The sequence below is a fragment of the Burkholderia sp. FW306-1C-G01B genome (assembly GCF_058781685.1).
This window is the reverse complement of the sequence record NZ_JBYSWZ010000005.1, coordinates 292,740-310,803: the sequence shown is the minus strand read 5'-3', so window position 1 is coordinate 310,803 and position 18,064 is coordinate 292,740. Positions and strand designations below refer to the sequence as shown.

Annotated in this window: 13 protein-coding genes and 2 pseudogenes; 13 read left to right on the top strand and 2 right to left on the bottom strand. The window is 63.4% G+C overall.

Annotated features, from left to right (window positions below; genetic code table 11):
• The 6 genes from AC3WLY_RS13020 to AC3WLY_RS12995 are packed head-to-tail and all read left to right on the top strand — an operon-like array spanning position 1 to position 4,596.
• Positions 1 to 504: a hotdog family protein gene (locus AC3WLY_RS13020; protein ID WP_175958953.1), complete on the top strand. Its 504-nt coding sequence runs from the start codon at positions 1 to 3 to the stop codon at positions 502 to 504.
• A complete protein-coding gene (locus AC3WLY_RS13015) occupies positions 501 to 1,226 on the top strand; it encodes a 3-ketoacyl-ACP reductase FabG2 (RefSeq protein WP_175958954.1) in 726 nt (241 codons plus the stop codon). Before AC3WLY_RS13020 ends, AC3WLY_RS13015 begins: the two co-directional genes overlap by 4 nt.
• Positions 1,226 to 2,455 (top strand): beta-ketoacyl-ACP synthase, encoded by a 1,230-nt coding sequence (locus AC3WLY_RS13010; protein ID WP_175958955.1) that lies wholly within the window; start codon positions 1,226 to 1,228, stop codon positions 2,453 to 2,455. Before AC3WLY_RS13015 ends, AC3WLY_RS13010 begins: the two co-directional genes overlap by 1 nt.
• Positions 2,452 to 3,690, top strand: coding sequence for a beta-ketoacyl-[acyl-carrier-protein] synthase family protein (locus tag AC3WLY_RS13005; protein ID WP_425130711.1), 1,239 nt, complete (start codon positions 2,452 to 2,454; stop codon positions 3,688 to 3,690). The genes AC3WLY_RS13010 and AC3WLY_RS13005 overlap by 4 nt, the downstream gene beginning before the upstream one ends.
• Before the next feature lie 32 nt (positions 3,691 to 3,722).
• On the top strand, positions 3,723 to 4,148 hold the full coding sequence (locus AC3WLY_RS13000; protein ID WP_175958957.1) for a YbjQ family protein: 426 nt from the start codon (positions 3,723 to 3,725) through the stop codon (positions 4,146 to 4,148).
• 13 nt (positions 4,149 to 4,161) lie between these two features.
• The gene (locus tag AC3WLY_RS12995) at positions 4,162 to 4,596 is read left to right on the top strand and encodes an excinuclease ABC subunit A (protein ID WP_175958958.1); all 435 of its coding nucleotides are present in this window, start codon (positions 4,162 to 4,164) and stop codon (positions 4,594 to 4,596) included.
• Positions 4,597 to 4,644: 48 nt separating this feature from the next.
• Here AC3WLY_RS12995 and AC3WLY_RS12990 read toward each other — a convergent pair whose 3' ends face one another.
• On the bottom strand, positions 4,645 to 5,364 hold the full coding sequence (locus AC3WLY_RS12990; protein WP_492308253.1) for a class I SAM-dependent methyltransferase: 720 nt from the start codon (positions 5,362 to 5,364) through the stop codon (positions 4,645 to 4,647).
• Positions 5,365 to 5,467: 103 nt separating this feature from the next.
• Between AC3WLY_RS12990 and AC3WLY_RS12985 the strand changes: the two genes are divergently transcribed.
• On the top strand, positions 5,468 to 6,727 hold the full coding sequence (locus AC3WLY_RS12985; protein ID WP_175959209.1) for an NAD(P)/FAD-dependent oxidoreductase: 1,260 nt from the start codon (positions 5,468 to 5,470) through the stop codon (positions 6,725 to 6,727).
• A gap of 87 nt (positions 6,728 to 6,814) precedes the next feature.
• Here AC3WLY_RS12985 and AC3WLY_RS12980 read toward each other — a convergent pair whose 3' ends face one another.
• Positions 6,815 to 9,016, bottom strand: coding sequence for a glycoside hydrolase family 3 C-terminal domain-containing protein (locus tag AC3WLY_RS12980; RefSeq protein ID WP_175958959.1), 2,202 nt, complete (start codon positions 9,014 to 9,016; stop codon positions 6,815 to 6,817).
• 725 nt (positions 9,017 to 9,741) lie between these two features.
• Here AC3WLY_RS12980 and AC3WLY_RS12975 point away from each other — a divergent pair.
• From AC3WLY_RS12975 to AC3WLY_RS12950, 6 genes and pseudogenes are all read left to right on the top strand, one after another.
• Complete coding sequence (locus AC3WLY_RS12975; protein WP_492308254.1) at positions 9,742 to 12,171, top strand: glycosyl hydrolase family 28-related protein; 2,430 nt, start codon at positions 9,742 to 9,744, stop codon at positions 12,169 to 12,171.
• Positions 12,172 to 12,366: 195 nt separating this feature from the next.
• Positions 12,367 to 12,603: pseudogene (locus AC3WLY_RS12970) on the top strand (polysaccharide biosynthesis/export family protein); the annotation flags it as partial.
• A gap of 429 nt (positions 12,604 to 13,032) precedes the next feature.
• Complete coding sequence (locus AC3WLY_RS12965; RefSeq protein WP_492308255.1) at positions 13,033 to 14,820, top strand: serine aminopeptidase domain-containing protein; 1,788 nt, start codon at positions 13,033 to 13,035, stop codon at positions 14,818 to 14,820.
• A 329-nt stretch (positions 14,821 to 15,149) separates the two neighbouring features.
• On the top strand, positions 15,150 to 16,340 hold the full coding sequence (locus AC3WLY_RS12960; RefSeq protein ID WP_425130706.1) for a glycosyltransferase family 4 protein: 1,191 nt from the start codon (positions 15,150 to 15,152) through the stop codon (positions 16,338 to 16,340).
• 38 nt (positions 16,341 to 16,378) lie between these two features.
• A complete protein-coding gene (locus tag AC3WLY_RS12955) occupies positions 16,379 to 17,632 on the top strand; it encodes an oligosaccharide flippase family protein (protein WP_175959210.1) in 1,254 nt (417 codons plus the stop codon).
• A pseudogene (locus AC3WLY_RS12950) lies at positions 17,632 to 18,059 on the top strand (integrase core domain-containing protein); the annotation flags it as partial. The gene AC3WLY_RS12955 and the pseudogene AC3WLY_RS12950, both read left to right, overlap by 1 nt.
• Positions 18,060 to 18,064: the final 5 nt, after the last annotated feature.

Sequence of the window (18,064 nt, the reverse complement as noted above, 5' to 3'; positions counted from 1 at the left end):
ATGCAGACCGGTTCGCTGACCGAAACGTTGCACGACGGTGCGGAGATCGCCGTTTGCGACGTGCTCGACGTGCTGCCGCATCGCGGCACGATGTTGCTGCTCGACGCGATCGAACGCTGTTCGGAAACGGCGATCGAGGTGGCCGCGAGCGTGCGCGACGATGCCTGGTACGCCGGCGACGACGGTGCGATGCCGGCGTGGATCGGTATCGAGCTGATGGCGCAGGCGATTGCCGCGCACGTCGGGTTGCTCGCACGGCATGCGGGCGGGCGAGCGAAACCGGGCGTGCTGCTCGGTGCGAACCGTTACACCGCGCACCGGGCCGCGTTCGACGCCGGCGCGGCATTGCGGATCACCGCGCGCGAATTGCTGCGCGGTGACGAAGGGCATGGCGCCTACGAATGCGCGATCCATGCAGGCGATCGGTGCTGCGCGGAGGCGATCGTCAAGGTGTACCAGCCGGACGATTTTCAGTCTTTTATCGAAGGGAGTTTCAACTCATGACTCGGCGAGTACTCGTGACCGGCGCGAGCCGCGGTATCGGCCGGGCCGTTGCCATGCGCCTCGCGTCGGACGGCTTCTCCGTGACGGTTCACTGCCGCAGCGGTCGCGATCAGGCGGAAGCCGTCGCGGCCGCGATCCGGGAGCAGGGCGGCACGGCGGGCGTGCTGCAGTTCGACGTGCGCGACCGCACGGCCTGTCGGCAGCAGCTCGAGACTGACGTGGAAGCGAACGGCGCGTACTACGGCATCGTGTGCAGCGCCGGCGTCACGCGCGACGGCGCGTTTCCCGCGCTGACGGACGAGGACTGGGACGTCGTGATCGAGACCGGGCTGGACGGGTTCTACAACGTCGTCCATCCACTGACGATGCCGATGGTGCGGTTGCGCGCCGGGGGACGCATCGTGACGATCGCGTCGGTATCGGGCGTCATCGGCAATCGCGGACAAGTCAACTACAGCGCGGCGAAGGCCGGGTTGATCGGCGCGACCAAGGCGCTCGCGGTCGAACTGGCGTCGCGACGCATCACGGTCAATTGCGTTGCACCCGGCCTCGTCGACACCGGCATGCTCGATGACGTACCGCTCGAGCACGCGCTGCAGACCGTGCCGATGGGACGTGTCGGACAGCCCGACGAAGTGGCGGCGGTGGTTGGATTCCTGATGTCCGATGCGGCGACCTATGTGACGCGGCAAGTGATCGGCGTCAACGGCGGGATGGTGTGATGAAGCGAGTCGTCGTGACGGGAATGGGCGGCGTGACCGCTTTCGGCGAAACGTGGCCGGAAATCGAGGCGCGCCTGCGCGGTGCGCGCAACGCGGTGCGGCGCATGCAGGAGTGGGACTGCTACGAGTCGCTGCATACGCGGCTCGCGTGTCCGCTGCCAGGCTTTGTGGCGCCGGCATGGTACCCGCGCAAGAAGACCCGGTCGATGGGGCCGGTGTCGCTGTATGCGGTGCGGGCGAGCGAACTCGCGCTTGCCGATGCCGGGCTCGCTGACGATCCGTCGATCAAGGACGGCCGGATGGGCGTCGCTTACGGCTCGTCGTCGGGCTCGGTCGAGCCGATCCGCGCGTTCGGCACGATGCTCGAGACCGGCTCGATGCGCGACGTGACGTCGAACAGCTACGTGCAGATGATGCCGCATACGACGGCCGTCAACGTCAGCCTGTTCTGGGATCTGAAGGGCCGCATCGTGCCGGCGTCGTCGGCGTGCGCGTCCGGCAGCCAGGCGATCGGTTACGCATACGAGGCGATCGCGGCCGGCAAGCAGGCACTGATGCTCGCCGGCGGGGCCGAAGAGTTGTCGGGGCCGGCCGTCGCGGTGTTCGACACGCTGTATGCCACCAGTACGCGCAACGATGCCGCCGCACTGACGCCGCGGCCGTTCGACGTCGGCCGCGACGGTCTGGTCGTCGGGGAAGGGGCCGCGACGCTGGTGCTCGAGGAATACGAACATGCGCTCGCGCGTGGCGCGACGATCCATGCCGAGATCGTCGGCTTCGGCTGCAATTCGGACGGCGGACACATTACGCAGCCGACCGCCGAAACGATGGCGATCGCGATGCGGCTTGCGCTGCGCGACGCGTCTCTCGATCCGGCGGCGATTGCGTACGTGAATGCACACGGCACGTCGACCGATCGCGGCGATGTCGCCGAGAGTCATGCGACGGCATCGGTGTTCGGCGAAAACATGCCGATCAGTTCGCTGAAGAGCTATGTCGGTCATACGCTCGGCGCGTGCGGCGCGCTCGAGGCGTGGTGGACGATCGAGATGATGAAGCGCAACTGGTACGTGCCGACGCTCAACCTCGATAACGTCGATCCGGCTTGCGCTTCGCTCGACTACATCGTCGACGGCGCGCGCGCGATCGACGCGGAGTTCGCGATGAGCAACAACTTCGCCTTCGGTGGGATCAACACGTCGTTGATCTTCCGCAGGGGCGTCGCGTGAGCACAACCGGTTACGCGCCGGCGCGCGTCGTCGTCACGGGGCTCGGCATCGTGTCGTGTCTGGGCAATTCGCTCGACGACGTGTCGGCCGCGTTGCGTGCCGGCCGCTCCGCCATCCGTCGCGTCGACGGCTGGCGTGCACGTGGTTTCCGCAGCCAGGTCGCGGGCGTCGCCAGTGTCGATGCGGCTGCGCCGTTCGCGCGCAAGCACGAGCGCTTCATGGGCGATACCGCCCGCTTCGGCGCGCATGCCGCCGCCGCGGCACTGCGCGATGCCGGACTCGATCCCGCGACGCTGCGCTCGCCGCGCGCCGGCGCGATCATCGGCTCGGGCATCGGCTCGATGGCCGACTACGACGACGCGATGGCGATCGCGGCGCAGCGCGGGATCGACAAGACCCCGCCCTATATCGTCCCGCGTGCGATGAGCAGCACGGCGTCGGCGTGCGTCGCGCAGTTGTTCGGCATCGAGGGCGTGTCCTATTCGCCGTCTTCCGCGTGCACGAGCGGTGCGCTGGCGATCGGGCATGCGATGCAGTTGATCCGGTCGGGCTGCCAGGACATCGTGCTCGCGGGCGGCAGCGAGGCGCTCCACGACAACATGACGCTGATGTTCGACGCGATGGGCGCGTTGTCGGCCGGTTACAACGACACGCCGGCGCAGGCGTCGCGGCCGTACGCGTGCGGCCGTGACGGCTTCGTGATCGCTTCGGGGGCCGGCATCCTCGTGCTCGAGTCGCTCGACCACGCACGCTCGCGCGGCGCGCGAATCTACGCGGAACTGACCGGGTTCGGCCAGGGCACGGATGGCGCGGGCATGGCTACGCCGCACGCAGCGGGGATCGCGCGTGCGATCCGCATGGCGATCGAAGGCGGCGGACGACTGCCCGATTATGTGAACACGCACGCGCCGTCGACATCGCTTGGCGATATCGAGGAGCTGAAGGCGCTTGCCGATGTGTTCGGCGGCAACGTGCCGCCGTTTTCGTCGACGAAAGGAATGACCGGTCATCCGCTCGGCGCGAGCGGGGCGCACGAGGCGCTCTACACGATCCTGATGATGCGCGACGGCTTCGTTGCCGGCACCGCGGTCGAGGGCGAGCCCGATCCGGCGCTCGGACGGATGCCGCTGGTGCGCGAAGCACGCACCGCGCGGATCGAGCGCGCGCTGTCGATCTCGTTCGGGTTCGGCGGGAGCTGCGCAAGTGTGTTGTTGGATGCCTGGAAAGGCGATTGAAGTGAACCTACTGAGCTGAGAGGACAAGAACAATGAAGCAGAAAGCACATCTGGCCGGCATGCTGATCGCGGCGACGTTGTTGACGGGCTGCGGCACCGTGGTTCGTTCGCTGCCGCTGCCCGCGTCGGCGACGGCACAGGATGCGTCGGGTGTCAGCCTGTATTTCGGAGCGCAACCTCATCCGGCAGTGAAGACGAGCATCGGCCCGCGTTCGGAGTCGGTGCGCGTGCGGCGTGCGACCGAAGCGGAACAGCCGACGTGCGAACAGGCGTTGAGCACGGCGCTGGACCGTCTGCGCGAATATGCGAAGAATCATGGCGGGAACGCGGTCATCAACGTGACGACGCGCTTTCACGACAAGCGTTCCGATTCGACGACCGAGTACACCTGCGGCGTGAGCGGCAGCGCCGGCGCGATCGCGGTGTCCGGCGACGTCGTGCTGCTCGACAAGCAATGACACGGAGGATGGCATGAAGTACCGGATTGCATTCGCGCTGCTCTTCGCCACGTTGGCGATGTCACAGGCTCATGCGCGCGATTCTGTCGGCAACTATCCGATCGAGAGCGCGCTGACGAGCGAGGGCGACACGCTCGGCGGCGATGTCGCGCTCTATTTCGGCGATCAGTCGCACCCGAAGATCGTCAAGTCATACGGCACCTTCGCGACCAACAAGAAGACCAACGCGTTCGGCAAGAGCGACGAGGCCGCGTGCCAGCATGTGTTCCTGTCGGCGGCGCTCGAGCTTCAGGCGCGAGCACGGAAGGAGGGCGGCAACGCTGTCGTCGGGATCAAGAGCAACTACCGTAACGTGTTGCGCAGCAGTACGACCGACTTTACCTGCGGTGCGGGCGCATTCGTGGCTGGCGTGGCGCTGACGGGCGAGGTCGTGACGCTGAAGCACTGACGCGCGGCGGGCGAGCCTGAACGAGGGCCGCCCGACGGCGGGCCCCGTTCAGACCGGCTTGCGTGCGGCGACGTTGACGAGCGTCTCGCGACGCTTGCCGGGCTTCGGGCTGTGCAGGCCGATGCGTTCGAGCAGGCCGAAGTCATTCGCGCGGCTCCACCACAGATACGGAAACGACACGTTTCGGGCGTCGAACGCGAAGCCGGTTTCACGCAGCATCGCGAGATAGCCGTCCGCGCTTTTCTGAACCTGCATAGGATGTCGAAACAACAGCCGGATGACCCACGACTTGATATAGGCATCGGTCGACTCGGCGAACAGCAGTACGCCGCCCGGCTTCAGCACCCGATGGAACTCGGCCAGCGCACGTTCCTGTTCGACGAGATGGTGGAAGGTCTGGTGGCAGAAAACGACGTCGACGCTTGCGTCGGCGAGCGGAATGCTTGCGCAATCGGCATGCCGCAATTCGACGAGGGTGCCGCAGTGCCGGGCTGCTTCCGACGCGTGCGCAAGCGATTCGTCGTGGCAGTCGATCCCGACGATCTTGCCGGGAGCGAACGCGTCGTTCAGCAAGCGAAACGACTTGCCTTGTCCGCAGCCGGCATCGAGGATGACGGGCGACTTCGGCAACGGCGCCGCGACGAGCCGCTTCAGATCGTTGATGGCCACGCGAAGCACATGATGTTCCCAGGTGTGCGTGCGAAGAAACCAGATGCCGAAGGCGGTTTCGGGAACGTAAGTGGACGTGCGCGTGCGATAAGCTGTCATGTGCCTCTCGTTGGTACTTTTGTTGAACGGTTATTGTAGTTTGCATCGCCGAATTGCGGCGCAAAGAATCAACCTGCCCGATGAACCGGGATGGAAGGCAAGCATGAATGAAATGAAATCGGAATCGGTCGACGTTGCGATCATCGGCGCGGGACCTGCCGGCGCGGTTGCAGCGGGGCTGTTGCGCAAGGCCGGACGGTCGGTGCTGGTGCTCGAGCGCCAGCACTTTCCGCGCTTCTCGATCGGCGAAAGCCTGCTGCCGCAGAGCATGGATTATCTCGACGAGGCCGGCATGCTGCAGGCGGTCGTCGAGGCAGGGTTCCAGTTCAAGAACGGCGCGTACTTCGTGCATCGCGACCGGATGTCGTCGTTCGATTTTCGCGAGAAGTTTACGGAAGGATGGGGGACCGCGTATCAGGTCGAGCGCGCCACGTTCGACGACGTGCTGATTCGCTGCGCGGCTCGGCAAGGTGCAGACGTCCGATTCGGTCACACGGTGCGCGCGTTTGTGCCGGGCGATCGCCCGATGCTCGATGTTGTGGACGAAGCCGGGAGCGATTACCGCGTGCACGCGTCGTTCGTGCTCGATGCAAGCGGATTCGGCAGGGTGCTGCCGCGCCTGCTCGATCTCGAGGCGCCGACGCGGCTGCCAATGCGCGCGGCGATCTTCTCGCACGTCGAGGATCGCTTGCCCGCGGGATCGACCGATCGCGACAAGATCTGCATCGCGGTGCACCCCGAGCGGCGCGACGTGTGGTTCTGGATGATTCCGCTAACGAACGGACGCTCGTCGGTCGGTTGCGTGGCGGAGGCCGCTTTCCTCGACGTGCCGGACACGCGTCGCGAAGAACTGCTGCGCGAGTTGCTGCAGACCGAACCCACGCTGGCGCGCCTCGTCGGCAGCAAGCCGTTCGTGATGCCGGTGCGGCACATTGGCGGCTACGCGTCGAACGTCGAGCGCCTTCACGGCCCCGGTTACGCGTTGCTCGGCAATGCGGGCGAGTTTCTGGACCCGATCTTCTCGTCGGGCGTGACGATCGCGCTGCGGTCGTCCCATCTGGCGGTCGCAGCGCTCGAGCGCCACCTGTGCGGCGAGACGGTCGACTGGCAGCGCGACTACGGCACGCCGCTGCGCAAGGGAATCGATACGTTCCGCGCATTCGTCGAACGCTGGTATTCCGGCGATCTGCAGGACATCGTCTTCCATGACGACAAGGCGCCGGAAGTCAAGCGGATGATCTGCTCGATCCTGGCCGGCTATGCATGGGACGAGTCGAATCCGTTCGTGCGCGAGCCGGCGCGTGGTCTCGATGTGCTTGCCGAAATCTGTCGCTCGGCCCGGCCGGCGCAGCGCGCCGGTTGAGCGGTTCCGGTGAAGATCGTCAGCAGATGAGCAAATGCGGGGGCGCCGCGCACGTCATGTGCGGCGCCCCCGTCGGTTCATCGCCGCTCAGTTGCCCTGCAGCCGGATATCGCGCGACGACGCGCCGACATACACCGTCCCGCCCGGCACGACGCGCCAGCCGTTGCGCGACGTATCCCACACGCTCTGCATCCGCGGCGACACCGTGACGCGAACATGCCGCGCCTCGCCCGGATTCAGCCGGATCTTCTCCCAGCCGACCAGCCGCTTCGGCGGTTCGTCCTTGTACGGCACGCCGAGATAGACCTGCGGCGTTTCCGCGCCGGCGACGCGTCCGTCGTTGCGCACGGTGAACGCGACGCTCAGCGAGCCGTCCCATTGCCGCGACACCGACAGCCCCGAATACGCGAAGTGCGTATACGACAGCCCGTAGCCGAATTCGAACATCGGCTTGATGTTGCGCGCGTCATACCAGCGATAGCCCATGTTCAGCTTCTCCGCGTAGACGGGATCGTTGTCGAACGCGCCGTTTTGCCCCCACGTCGGCGAATCCTGGTCGCGCGCCGGGAACGTGACGGGCAGCTTGCCGGACGGATTGACGGCGCCGAACAGCACGTTCGCGATCGCCTTGCCGCCGGCTTCGCCCGGATACCACGCCTCGACGATCGCGGACACCCGGTCCTTCCACGGCATCAGCACCGGATTGCCGCTCTGGACGACGACGATCGTATGCGGATTCGCGCGCGCGACGGCTTCGACGAGCGCATCCTGGTTCGACGGGTTCGCGAGGCTCAGGCTTTGCAGTTCGCCGAAATCCTCGCCGGCCGGCTGCGCGACCACGACGATCGCGACGTCCGAGCGGCCCGCGAGCGCGGCGGCCTGGTCGATCTCCTGCTGCGTGTACGCGCGGAACGGCGACTGCTGGTCGCTGTTGCCCGCGTACGTGACCTGCGCGGCCGGCGCGAGCGCGCGGATCGCCGCGACGATCGGCACGTCGACCTTCAGCCACGGATTACGCCACCAGCTGCACCCCGTCGACGATCCGAACGTCAGGCCGCCGCAGCCCGCGAACGAACCCGTCACCGGGTCGCGCGTGTTGCCCGAGCCGCCGCCCGACAGCACGGCCGCATCGGCATGGCCGCCGATCACGGCGATATGCGACAGTGCAGACGCGGCAAGCGGCAACTGGTTGCCGTCGTTCTTCAGCAATACGATCGATTGCTCGGAGGCCGCCTGCGCGAACCGGTTCGCGGCCGCGAAATCGATCGTGCCGCCGCCCTTGGCCGGATCGTCCATCACGCCGACGCGGATCATCACGGCGAGCTTGCGGCGCACCATGTCGTCGAGGCGCGCGGTCGACACCGAGCCGTTCGCAATCGCCTGCTTGACTGCCGCCGGCGTCAGGTACACGCTCGGCCCGACGTCTTCTTCCTCGTCGAGCCCGGCGTTGATCGCGGCGGCGGTGCTGTGCGTCGCGCCCCAGTCGGACTGCACCTGGCCCTGGAAGCCCCATTCGTTCTTCAGCACGTCGTTCAGCAGGTGATTGTTCTCGCACGCATACGTGCCGTTCAGGCGGTTGTAGCTGCACATCACGCTGCCTGGCCGCCCGCGCTTCGCGGCGATCTCGAACGGCAGCAGGTACAGCTCGCGCAGCGTGCGTTCGTCGATCTGCGTGTTGCCGCCCATCCGGCCGTGCTCCTGTTCGTTGCCGGCGTAGTGCTTGATGGTCGCGATGACTTTCTGCCGCTGCGTCGCGAGCGTGCGTTCGGCGAGCAGGTCGCCGGCGAGCAGCGGATCCTCGCCGAGATACTCGAACAGGCGGCCGCCGCGCGGTTCGCGCGCGAGATTGGTGCCGCCGGCGAGGCCCATGCCGAACCCTTGCGCGCGCAACTGGATCGCGACCTGCTTGCCGAAGTCGTACGACAGGCGGCGATCCCAGCTCGCGGCGACGGCGATCGTCGCGGGGAACGTCGTGCTGGCCTGCGACGTGCTGCCGGAACCGGTCGCCGAGTCGACCATGTTGAGATCGGGAATGCCGAGCCGCGGCACGCCCTGGATGTAGCCGGCGCCGCCGCCCGGCACCTTGGACATTTCGTATTGCGAATGAATGAACTGAATTTTTTCGTCGAGCGTCATCTTGCGCACGAGCAGGTCGGCGCGCCGTTGCGCGGCGGACGACGCGAACGCGTCGGTGGCGTCGCCCTGCGAGTTGAAATCGGCGTTGCCCGCGTAGGCGGTGGTGCAGAGGGTCGCTGCCAGCACGACGGCCGGCCAGAGTTTGTCCCGCATGTTGCTCTCCATGATCGTATTGCTCGTTGTTCGGATGATGTCTGGAGCTGCGCACGCCCGGTGGATTCGCACCGGACGCATTCGGCTGGCGATGCAGGGTGGTTGCGCGTCGGCATGCCAGGCCAGGCGGGGAATCGTTACGGCCGGTTGGGCTCGACCGGTCAACGCGGGCGGCGACGCACTGGCCGTCCGACGCTGCCGAATCGGATGTAGCGACTCTCAGCAGCGACTAATGGTATGAATGTAGTTCGACTACAGCATCGGTGTTTCTACCGATACGTACGATCTTTATTCGGTATGGTCGCGCGACGCGACGAAAAGACGGTCATCGTTCCCGATTGCGGCGGTGCGGCGGGGTAAGAAGTACTCGTCCGAGGAAAAATCGTCGTCCATCGTGATGTCGTTGAACTGCCGTCCCTTCGTGTCGGATCGATACGCAGCCAGTGCGTGGAGCAGCGCCGGAATCCCTGTCGCGTTTCTGTCGTATCGGGAGCGCGAGGATTTTTCGGAACCGCCTGCCTGCTTCGGTTATTCCGCGCACCTTTCGTTGAGAAATCTGCCCCTATTCTGAGACTGTTCGTGCGTTCAGATGCGAGTACGCGCGCATCGAGGGTGGTCGACAAGGTCGCGAAACGATGTATGCGAAATTGGGTGATCGCCGAGAATCCCGCAATTCAACGTCAATTTTTTGCGTCGCAATGGATTGCGATCGCAGGAGTGCTCAAATGACAGCAGAGTTTCCGGCTACATATATCGTTGGTACGGCGACGGGCCTGACCGCAAGAACGCTTCTCCAGGAATTGGTCGATTTGCCGATGAGTGTGAGGCGGTTCGGAGTGGTGGGTGACGGCGTGACCGATGATACGGCGGCACTCCAGGTAGCGCTCAATGCCGGGATCCCGTTGTATTTTCCGCCGGGAACTTACCTGTACAGCAATACGCTGACTGCAACGGCCTCGATCATCGGGGCCGGGTGGGACTCGATCCTGCAGTGCACGACGCCGCAAGGCCAGAATTCGGTGATTTACTGGAGGAATGTCAGCAATTTCAAGGTGCGGAATCTGCAATTCTTTTCGAAGAATTCGACTGCGTATTATCCGGACGAGAACGCTGGTTCACTCAACATGCTGGGTTGCAGCCAGTTTGAAATTTCGGGGTGCAAGTTCAATAACTCGGCCGGTGGCGGCGCGATAATGCGCAGTTGCGTCAACGGCAGGGTGTTCGGCAATACCCTGCTCAATATCTGGCATGACGGCATTCACGTCACCAAGGCAAGCTCGGACATCACCGTCACGAACAATGAAGTGATCAACGGCGGCGATGACGCGTTTGCCGTGGTTGGCTATTTCAACGAGGGCGTCCGTCCTCAACGCATTACGATTGCAAATAACCGGGTTGTCGGAACCAAATATGCACGCGGCATAGCGATTGTAGGTGCTCAAGACATCACGGTGACCGACAACCAGATCTACAATCCGATGGGTGCCGGTGTTTATGTCGCGTCAGAGTTGACGAGCGTTTACCAGTCGTACGGTAACGATAACGTGACGGTCGCCAATAATGTTCTGGATACGTGCGGGGTTCAATCCAACATCGGTGCAATAGTCAATTCGCCAAATGGCCCGATCGGCTATGCGGCATTGGCCGTGACCGCGACGGCCGGATTCAATAATTCGAATATCACGATCGTCAACAACACGATCAAGAACGCGGCGGGAACGCCGATCGGACTGTGGCAGCCGGCCGGAAGCAACATCCACGTCAATATTTCGCAGAACACGATCAGCAATGCATGGGATCCGAACAACAAGAACGGATTCCCGTTGACGGCGATCAGTGCGACGTCGGCGTCTCGGACGCTGAACTTTGCCAATACCCCTGGCGTTGCCGTCGGCATGACGGCCTGGTATTTCAACGGGTCGACAAGCGTATCGATCGGCACGGTCGTATCGGCCGGTGTATCGACGGTAACGCTGAGCCAGAATGCGACCGTACCGAGTGGCGGGACCGTGATTTTTTCCGGCGTTGGCCTGTTCGGGGCGACGATTGCGACGGCGGCTTCGGCCGCGAGCGGCGCCACGTCGCTGACGTTCGCCACGACGACAGGCGTGACCTACACCGATACCTACGGCTTCGGCTCGCCGGGTAACGAAACGACAGGCGTGTCGATCGGGCAGAGCGTCAGCGGTACCAACATCGCGGCCGGAACCTTCGTGACCGGCCTGACGGCAAATTCGGTGACGCTCAGCAAGGCGACGACCGGCACCGTGGCGAGCGGTGCTTCCATCGTCTTTACCCCGATGGTCTGCATGACGTCTCAAACGATCGCGACCTCGGCCGCATCGGCGGCGGGAACCAACACGCTGACGTTTACGCCGTATCCGTCGGCACGCGGCTGTGCGGTGGGGCAAGGCGTATCCGGAACGAACATTCCGGTCGGCACTTATGTGACGTCGGTTTCCGGTAACGGAAATGGCCCGACCGTCACGCTGTCCAATAATTTCACGGGCAGCGGAATTGCCAGTGGCGCGTCGATTACGTTCACCGGGACCGGCGGACTGAGCGCCGTTTCCGGAATCGCCCTGTACAACACCCGAGGGTGCATCGTCTCGAAGAATCAGTTGTCCGGCATCTCGAAGGACGGGATCTACGTGGACGGATCCTGCACGTCGTTCACGGAGATCAGCGGCAATGCCGGGGAAAATATCGGCTGCTGCAACGGGTTCGCTCGCTTCATCACGGTCGGGACGCTCACGGCCGGGGCGTCGCTCAAACTGCGGGGAAACTATCTGGCCCAGCCGGCCAACTATCCTCGCGCAATCGACTCGCTGATCTCGTCGAACTCATGGGCCTACACGTCGTGGAGCGAAGACAATATCGCTCAAAACGGCTTTGTCGGCTTCGGTGTGCAACTGACGCCGGTTGCACAAACGGTGAGTACTTCGCCGTGGACGTTCGCGAACAGCTATCCGAGTGCGGTCAGCATGTCGATCGCCGGCGGTACGGTGTCGTCAATCAGCGTGTCGAGAAACGGGCAGCAGGCGTATGCAACCGGGTTGACGAACGGGATGGTCGATCTCAAGCCGGGCGACGCGATGACCGTCACCTATAGTGCCGCGCCCACCGTCACGATGATTCCGAGACTGGGACAGTAGTGCGGGAATCGAACGCGGCGTGCAGGGCGGGTCGGCGCGACCACATGTTTGGGTGAAGATAGGTTTTTGGTGGGGTTGCTCACATACACGCCGCCCCGGACGGTGTCCAATCAGGTATTCCCGCATGAGCGGCTTCGTCGGAGCATGATCGGCGCGGTGATGCTGGTGCGGGCTGTCCAGTGTTGTAACGGGTGTCGTTCCAGACGACGATGCAAAGTGTTCGTGCTCGACGAGGTGTCACGCCCGGCGACGCTGATGTTGACCGACGGGCGCATGAACCGGTGCGAAGCGCTCGCCGAGCAGATCGTGCTCGAGCGTCACGACGTCGTATTCGTCGATGCGTCATCGCTTGTGCGCTGGAGCCGCGTCGTGAACCTGCCGATTCCGTCTGCGGCGCCGGGTACGCTGACTGCCCGTGCCGTTACTCCGTGAAACCCGCCTTCGAATGTCGTATTCGCGGCTCTTTCCGCGCTTGTCGAACCAGGGCAGCACGAATTCATCATCCCTGCCTGACCGGTGCGATGCAAGATGTGCTGCATTGGAAATGTAATGTGACGTACGGATTACGTCAGCATTGAATGGTCTACTTTCTGTATGCATCGGGGGCGGGGGCGTCTGCCCGGTGCATCGAGGTCATCCGATGTGCAAGACCGTGAGATTGGGAATGCGAACAAGAGCATTCTCGAAACCGCTCTCCATCTCGAAGGACCCGCGGATCGGGGTGGTCTGCGGCGGATGCTCGCGTGTCGTACGTCCACCTCACTTTATTCATCTGGGCAATGATCGACCGCTTGTCCCTTGGACCGAGGCAAGCATGCATGGAAATCCGGCCCGTCAGACACTTAAAACAAGGACCAAACCATGACACCCATCCAGTTCGATGGATGCGTTGGGTGGCTTCACGAGGGGAATCGACCACATGGCGTTGTCATCTGCGAACCGCTCGGCCATGAGGCGCTTTGGCTTCACAAACTTGTGCGTTCAATTGCCGAGCATCTTGCCGACCGCGGCTTCCCGGTGCTGCGCTTTCACTATCCGGCGAGCGGCGATTCGCTTGGAGACGAACGGGATTCCGAACGCTTCGACCACATGCTCGAGAGCGTCCGGCATGCTGTTCGGACGCTGTACGAAAACGCCGAGGTGGACAGCCTGACACTCGTCGGCGTGCGCGCTGGTGCGGCATTGGCATTTCTCGCCACCGATGGCATACCCGGACTCACAAGTTTCATCGCACTTGCACCCGTTGTGCGTGGTCGCAGTTATGTGCGAGAGCTTTCGCTCGTGGCGCAACGCTGGCTCGACAACGCGCCACCGACTGTGCGGGATGCGGTTCGCAACGATAGGTCATTCAACGTACTCGGCCATGCGTATCCCGACGATCTCGTCGGCGCGCTCCGGCGCATCGACCTGTGCGAAGCTGCCGGCCACATGCGTACGTTGCCTGCGCGCGCGTTGCTCGTCGATGTATCGTATGGCGACAGTCCTGCGTTATTGGACGCACTGCAGGCGCGCGGTGTCGCGGCGAGCATCCAGGCGTGTTCGGACTGGGCGGCCGCCATGCGCGAACCGCACTGGTCGAGGCTGCCCGATGCGCTGCTCGATACGATCGCGAACTGGCTCGACGACCGTTCTGAAGCAACCGTTTGCGCCTCGGCACGGCGCTCCGTGTCCGGCTTCGAGTTGGCTGGAAACGGCAGCGTCGAACGGATGATTTGCGTGGGACCGCAGCAACTGGTTGGCGTGCTGTGCGAACCGGCCGGCGACTCGATCCGCGCCGCGGCACCCACGCTGCTGATGGCCAATACTGCCGCTAATCCGCGTACCGCCGACGGACGCCTTGCAGTTCGCCTGGCCCGATCGCTTGCGGCGGTCGGTATCCGCAGCCTGCGCATTGATTCGAGCGGCATTGGAGACAGCAGCCGTCGCGCACGCGACGACCAGTCCGACATTCCGTATTCGGACCAGACGATTGCCGATTTGGTATCGGCCGCGCATTGGCTGAAAGAGGCCGGTCACCACAAGGTCGTTACATTCGGGATCTGTTCCGGGGCATACGCATCGCTGCATGCGGCCGCACGTGGATCGCTCGCCGGTGTGATTACGGTCAATCTCCCGGTTTTTATCTGGCCGCGTGGCGAGACGCTCTCGAATGTAGTCAATAACCAGACCAATTCGATGCGCGGCTATATCGCATCGTTGCGCAGCGTCGACAAGTGGTGCCGTCTGCTGCTCGAAGGTCGCGATCTGCGTCCGGTAGTGCGCGCATTTGCCCGCTTCGTCACGGATTGCATGACCGTGCCGGTCATGCGCCTCATGGAGCGTGTCGGCCGGGTGGCGGGCAAGGACACACCACGGGGGTTACTGCGCGACATGTCCGCGCGCGGCATTCAGGCTCACTTCATTTACGGTACGTTCGATCCCGGCATCGATGTCGTAGTCCGGCATTTCGGCCCCGTGTCAGGTGCGTTCTCACACTTGCAGAATGTATCGATCGACACGCAGGACGCACTCGATCATTCACTGCACGGCAATGTCGCCGCGCAATACGTCATCGACCGCTGCGTTGAGTTGCTTTCCGGCTGGCATGCGCCGGCAGAGCCTGCCGCGACCCGGAAAGCGAACGCGGGAGCGAAACGTGTGACCCCGTAGCCTTCCCGCAAGCGCCGAACCGGAACGAACGCGGCGTGGGCCGACGTGTCGGGGACGGCTGAATGACGGGCAGGTTGCCGGAAAGCGGGGCGCAACATGCCCCGGTTTGCCGGGCGGCCTGTCATCGACCGTCCAAAAGTAATCGTGCGAACAGAACCTCGATTCGCGACACGATATCGTGGCGGCATCCAATTCTCGCGTCGCCCGTTTTCGATGGTGTCGGCGCCATGAGGCCGTTCAGGAATGTTGATGCTACGAAATTGCCATGGATGTCGAAGAATGAGCAAACACTATGCGCTGCAGGCAACGCGCCATAACGGTTCGTTGTGATGCGTGTGCTCGTCATCAACGACTTCGTTCGCAAGGGTGGTGCCGAGGAGGTGTACCGGGTATCCGTCGACGTGCTTCGCGCCCGCAACGACGTTGTAGTCGAAACCTTCGATGAGCACACACTGCCCGATTCCGAAGGCGGTCGGCGCGCACGAGCGTGGTCACCTGCCGCTGCACGTGCGCTCGTCACGCTGCTCGATCGGTTTCGCCCGCAACGGATCCTCGTACACAATTACCACAACCTGCTGTCGAGTGCGATTCTGCCCGTGCTCGCCCGCTACAAGCGGCACTCGGGATGTGGTTTATACATGACCGCGCACGATTACCATCTGTTGTTTTACAACCCGAGCCTGCTGGTCTATTCCCGCGGACGCGCGCAACCGTTGTCACTCGACCAACTGCATCGCGGAACGCGTTTCGCTCTCAACGCCAGCCCGCGCGGCTTTCTTCACGACGTCGCGAAAAAGTTGCATTGGCATGCCGTCAATGCGATTTTCGACCCGCTTGGCCTGTTTGACGAGATTCTCTGTCCGAGTCCGTTCATGCGTGACCTCATTGCACGGTGTGGTCGAACGCCCGCCACACTTCTGCCGAACCCGATTGACTCGACGCTGGTTCCCTGTCCGCCCAAACCTGCCCGAGGCGATCGACTCGATCTCGCTTTCGTCGGTCGTGTGGAAGCGGACAAGGGCCTCGCTCAGTTTCTCGCGCTCATGAACGAATCCGCCGGCGATGCGATTGCGTCGCTTACGGTCTACGGCGACGGGTCGGAGCGGAGCGACCTGGAGAAACATTACACGACGCTCGTCGAGTCGGGGAGGCTGCGTTTCGCCGGGCGCCTCGATCATGCAACGTTATTCGCCGCGCTTCCAACGCACGATGCCCTCGTGTTGCCGTCGATCTGGGTGGAAAATGCCCCTCTCGTGATCGTCGAGGCGGCGATGCTCGGCCTGCCGGCGCTTGTGCACGACATCGGAAGCCTGTCGACCTTTGGCGACGAGATCGGCAACAAGATTCGCTACCGGAGTACGTCCGAAGGCTTCGCGCGCGCACTTACCGAACTGCGCGCGCACCTCGACAGCGAAAATCGTCACTACGACTGGTCGCGTTACTCGGTCGAATGCTACGCGTCGTCGCTGTATGCCGTACTCGGCATTGGCACGGATGTACCGCGCACGTGGGCACATTGACAGTCGGCACACTGTTCACACTCAGCCCAGAAGGCATGATGACCGCCGTTCGAAAAAACCTGGTCTTGTTGTTTGCACTGCAAATCTCGACGTACGTCGTGCCGCTCGTTACGTTGCCTCTCCTGACGCGCGTGCTCGGCCCCCAACAGTACGGACGGTTGTCGTTCGTGCTTGCGGTTACAACGTATTTCATCAATCTGGCGAATTACAGCTTCGACCTGACTGCAACGCCGCGTGTCGCACTCGCGAACGGCAGGGAGGAGCGATCCCGCATTTTCTGGGCAACGGTTTGCGCCCAATGGGCGATCACTGTCGCCGGCTTTGCCGTACTTGTCGCTCTGACCATGCTCATCCCGCATTTCGCGGCGGAACGCGCGGCCCTGCTGATCGGGTTCGGGATGGCGATCGGTGCCGCGCTTACGCCGGGCTGGTACTTTCAGGGGATCCAGAAGTTGAGCGTCTACAGTGTCACGGTGGTTGTGTACCGTGCATTCAGTGTCGTCGCCTTCTTCATGTGGGTGCGCACGCCGGACGATCTCCTGAACGCGGTTGCCATCAACGCGGCGGTTCCATTGCTTTGCGGGGTGACGTTGCTTGCGTACCTGATCTTTCGTCGTGAGATCGAAAGCGTCCGCATACGGTTTGCCGACATCGCCGCCGCCCTGAAAGGCGGCTCGCAGGTATTCCTCGCATCGACGTCAATCTCGTTCTACGCATCGACCAATACCGTCCTGCTGAGTATCGTCTCGGGCAGTGTCGCCGCCGGCTATTTTGCCGCGGGTGACAAGTTGATCCGGGCCGCAGTCGGTCTGCTGCAACCGCTGAGGGCTGCAACCTATCCGCACGTCACCTATCTGATGCATCACGCGCGTGACGACGCGTTTGCGTTCTTGCGAAAGCTGATCGTGGTGCAGGGCGCGTTGGTGCTGGCAATGTCGGCAACGATCTACGCATGCGCGCCGATGGTCGTTCGGATCCTGTACGGCAGCTCGTTTGCGCCGACGATCGGCGTGCTGCGTTGCCTGGCGCTGGTGCCGTTCATGGCATGTATGACGGATCTGTTCGGTGTTCAAACTATGCTGGTGATTGGCATGAAGCGCGCCTTCAGCATCATCCTGATCTCATCCGGTGTGTTGAACGTGACATTGCTGCCGCCGCTTGCCATGCTGTTCGCAGAGCGCGGCGCGGCTATCGCGGTGTTGATCGCCGAAACGGCAGTAGCTGTCGCGCTCGCCTATGTACTCTGTCGTGAACGGGTCGGTCTGATCAAGCTGTCGGCGCGTTCGGGTTGATGCGATTCGCACGCTGTCTGCGCGAGGCCGAGAACCGGGACGAACCGGTGAGGGATCTCCGAAAGCGCCACAACATCGCAAAACAGACGTTCTATCGCTGGCGCAACAAGTTCGACGGCATGGATGTGGCCGACGCTCGCCGGCTCAAGAATCTCGAGTCGGAGAACGAGCGGCTCGAGCGCCTGATTGCCGAGCAGATGCTGGCTGCGAGACACCGCAATTGGTCCGGTCTTCGTCGCGCCTGGCAGTCCGTGGCAAAACGGGTTTGTCGAGAGCCCTACTGGCAAGCTGCGTGACGAATTGCTGAACCTGGAATGGTTCCGAAGCCGTGCTGAGGCCAAGGTGCTCATCGAACGTCGGCGGCGGTTCCACAGCGAGCGCCGCCCCCAATGGCGCACATCGTTATCGACCTCCCGCCGTGGTCCGTCCCAT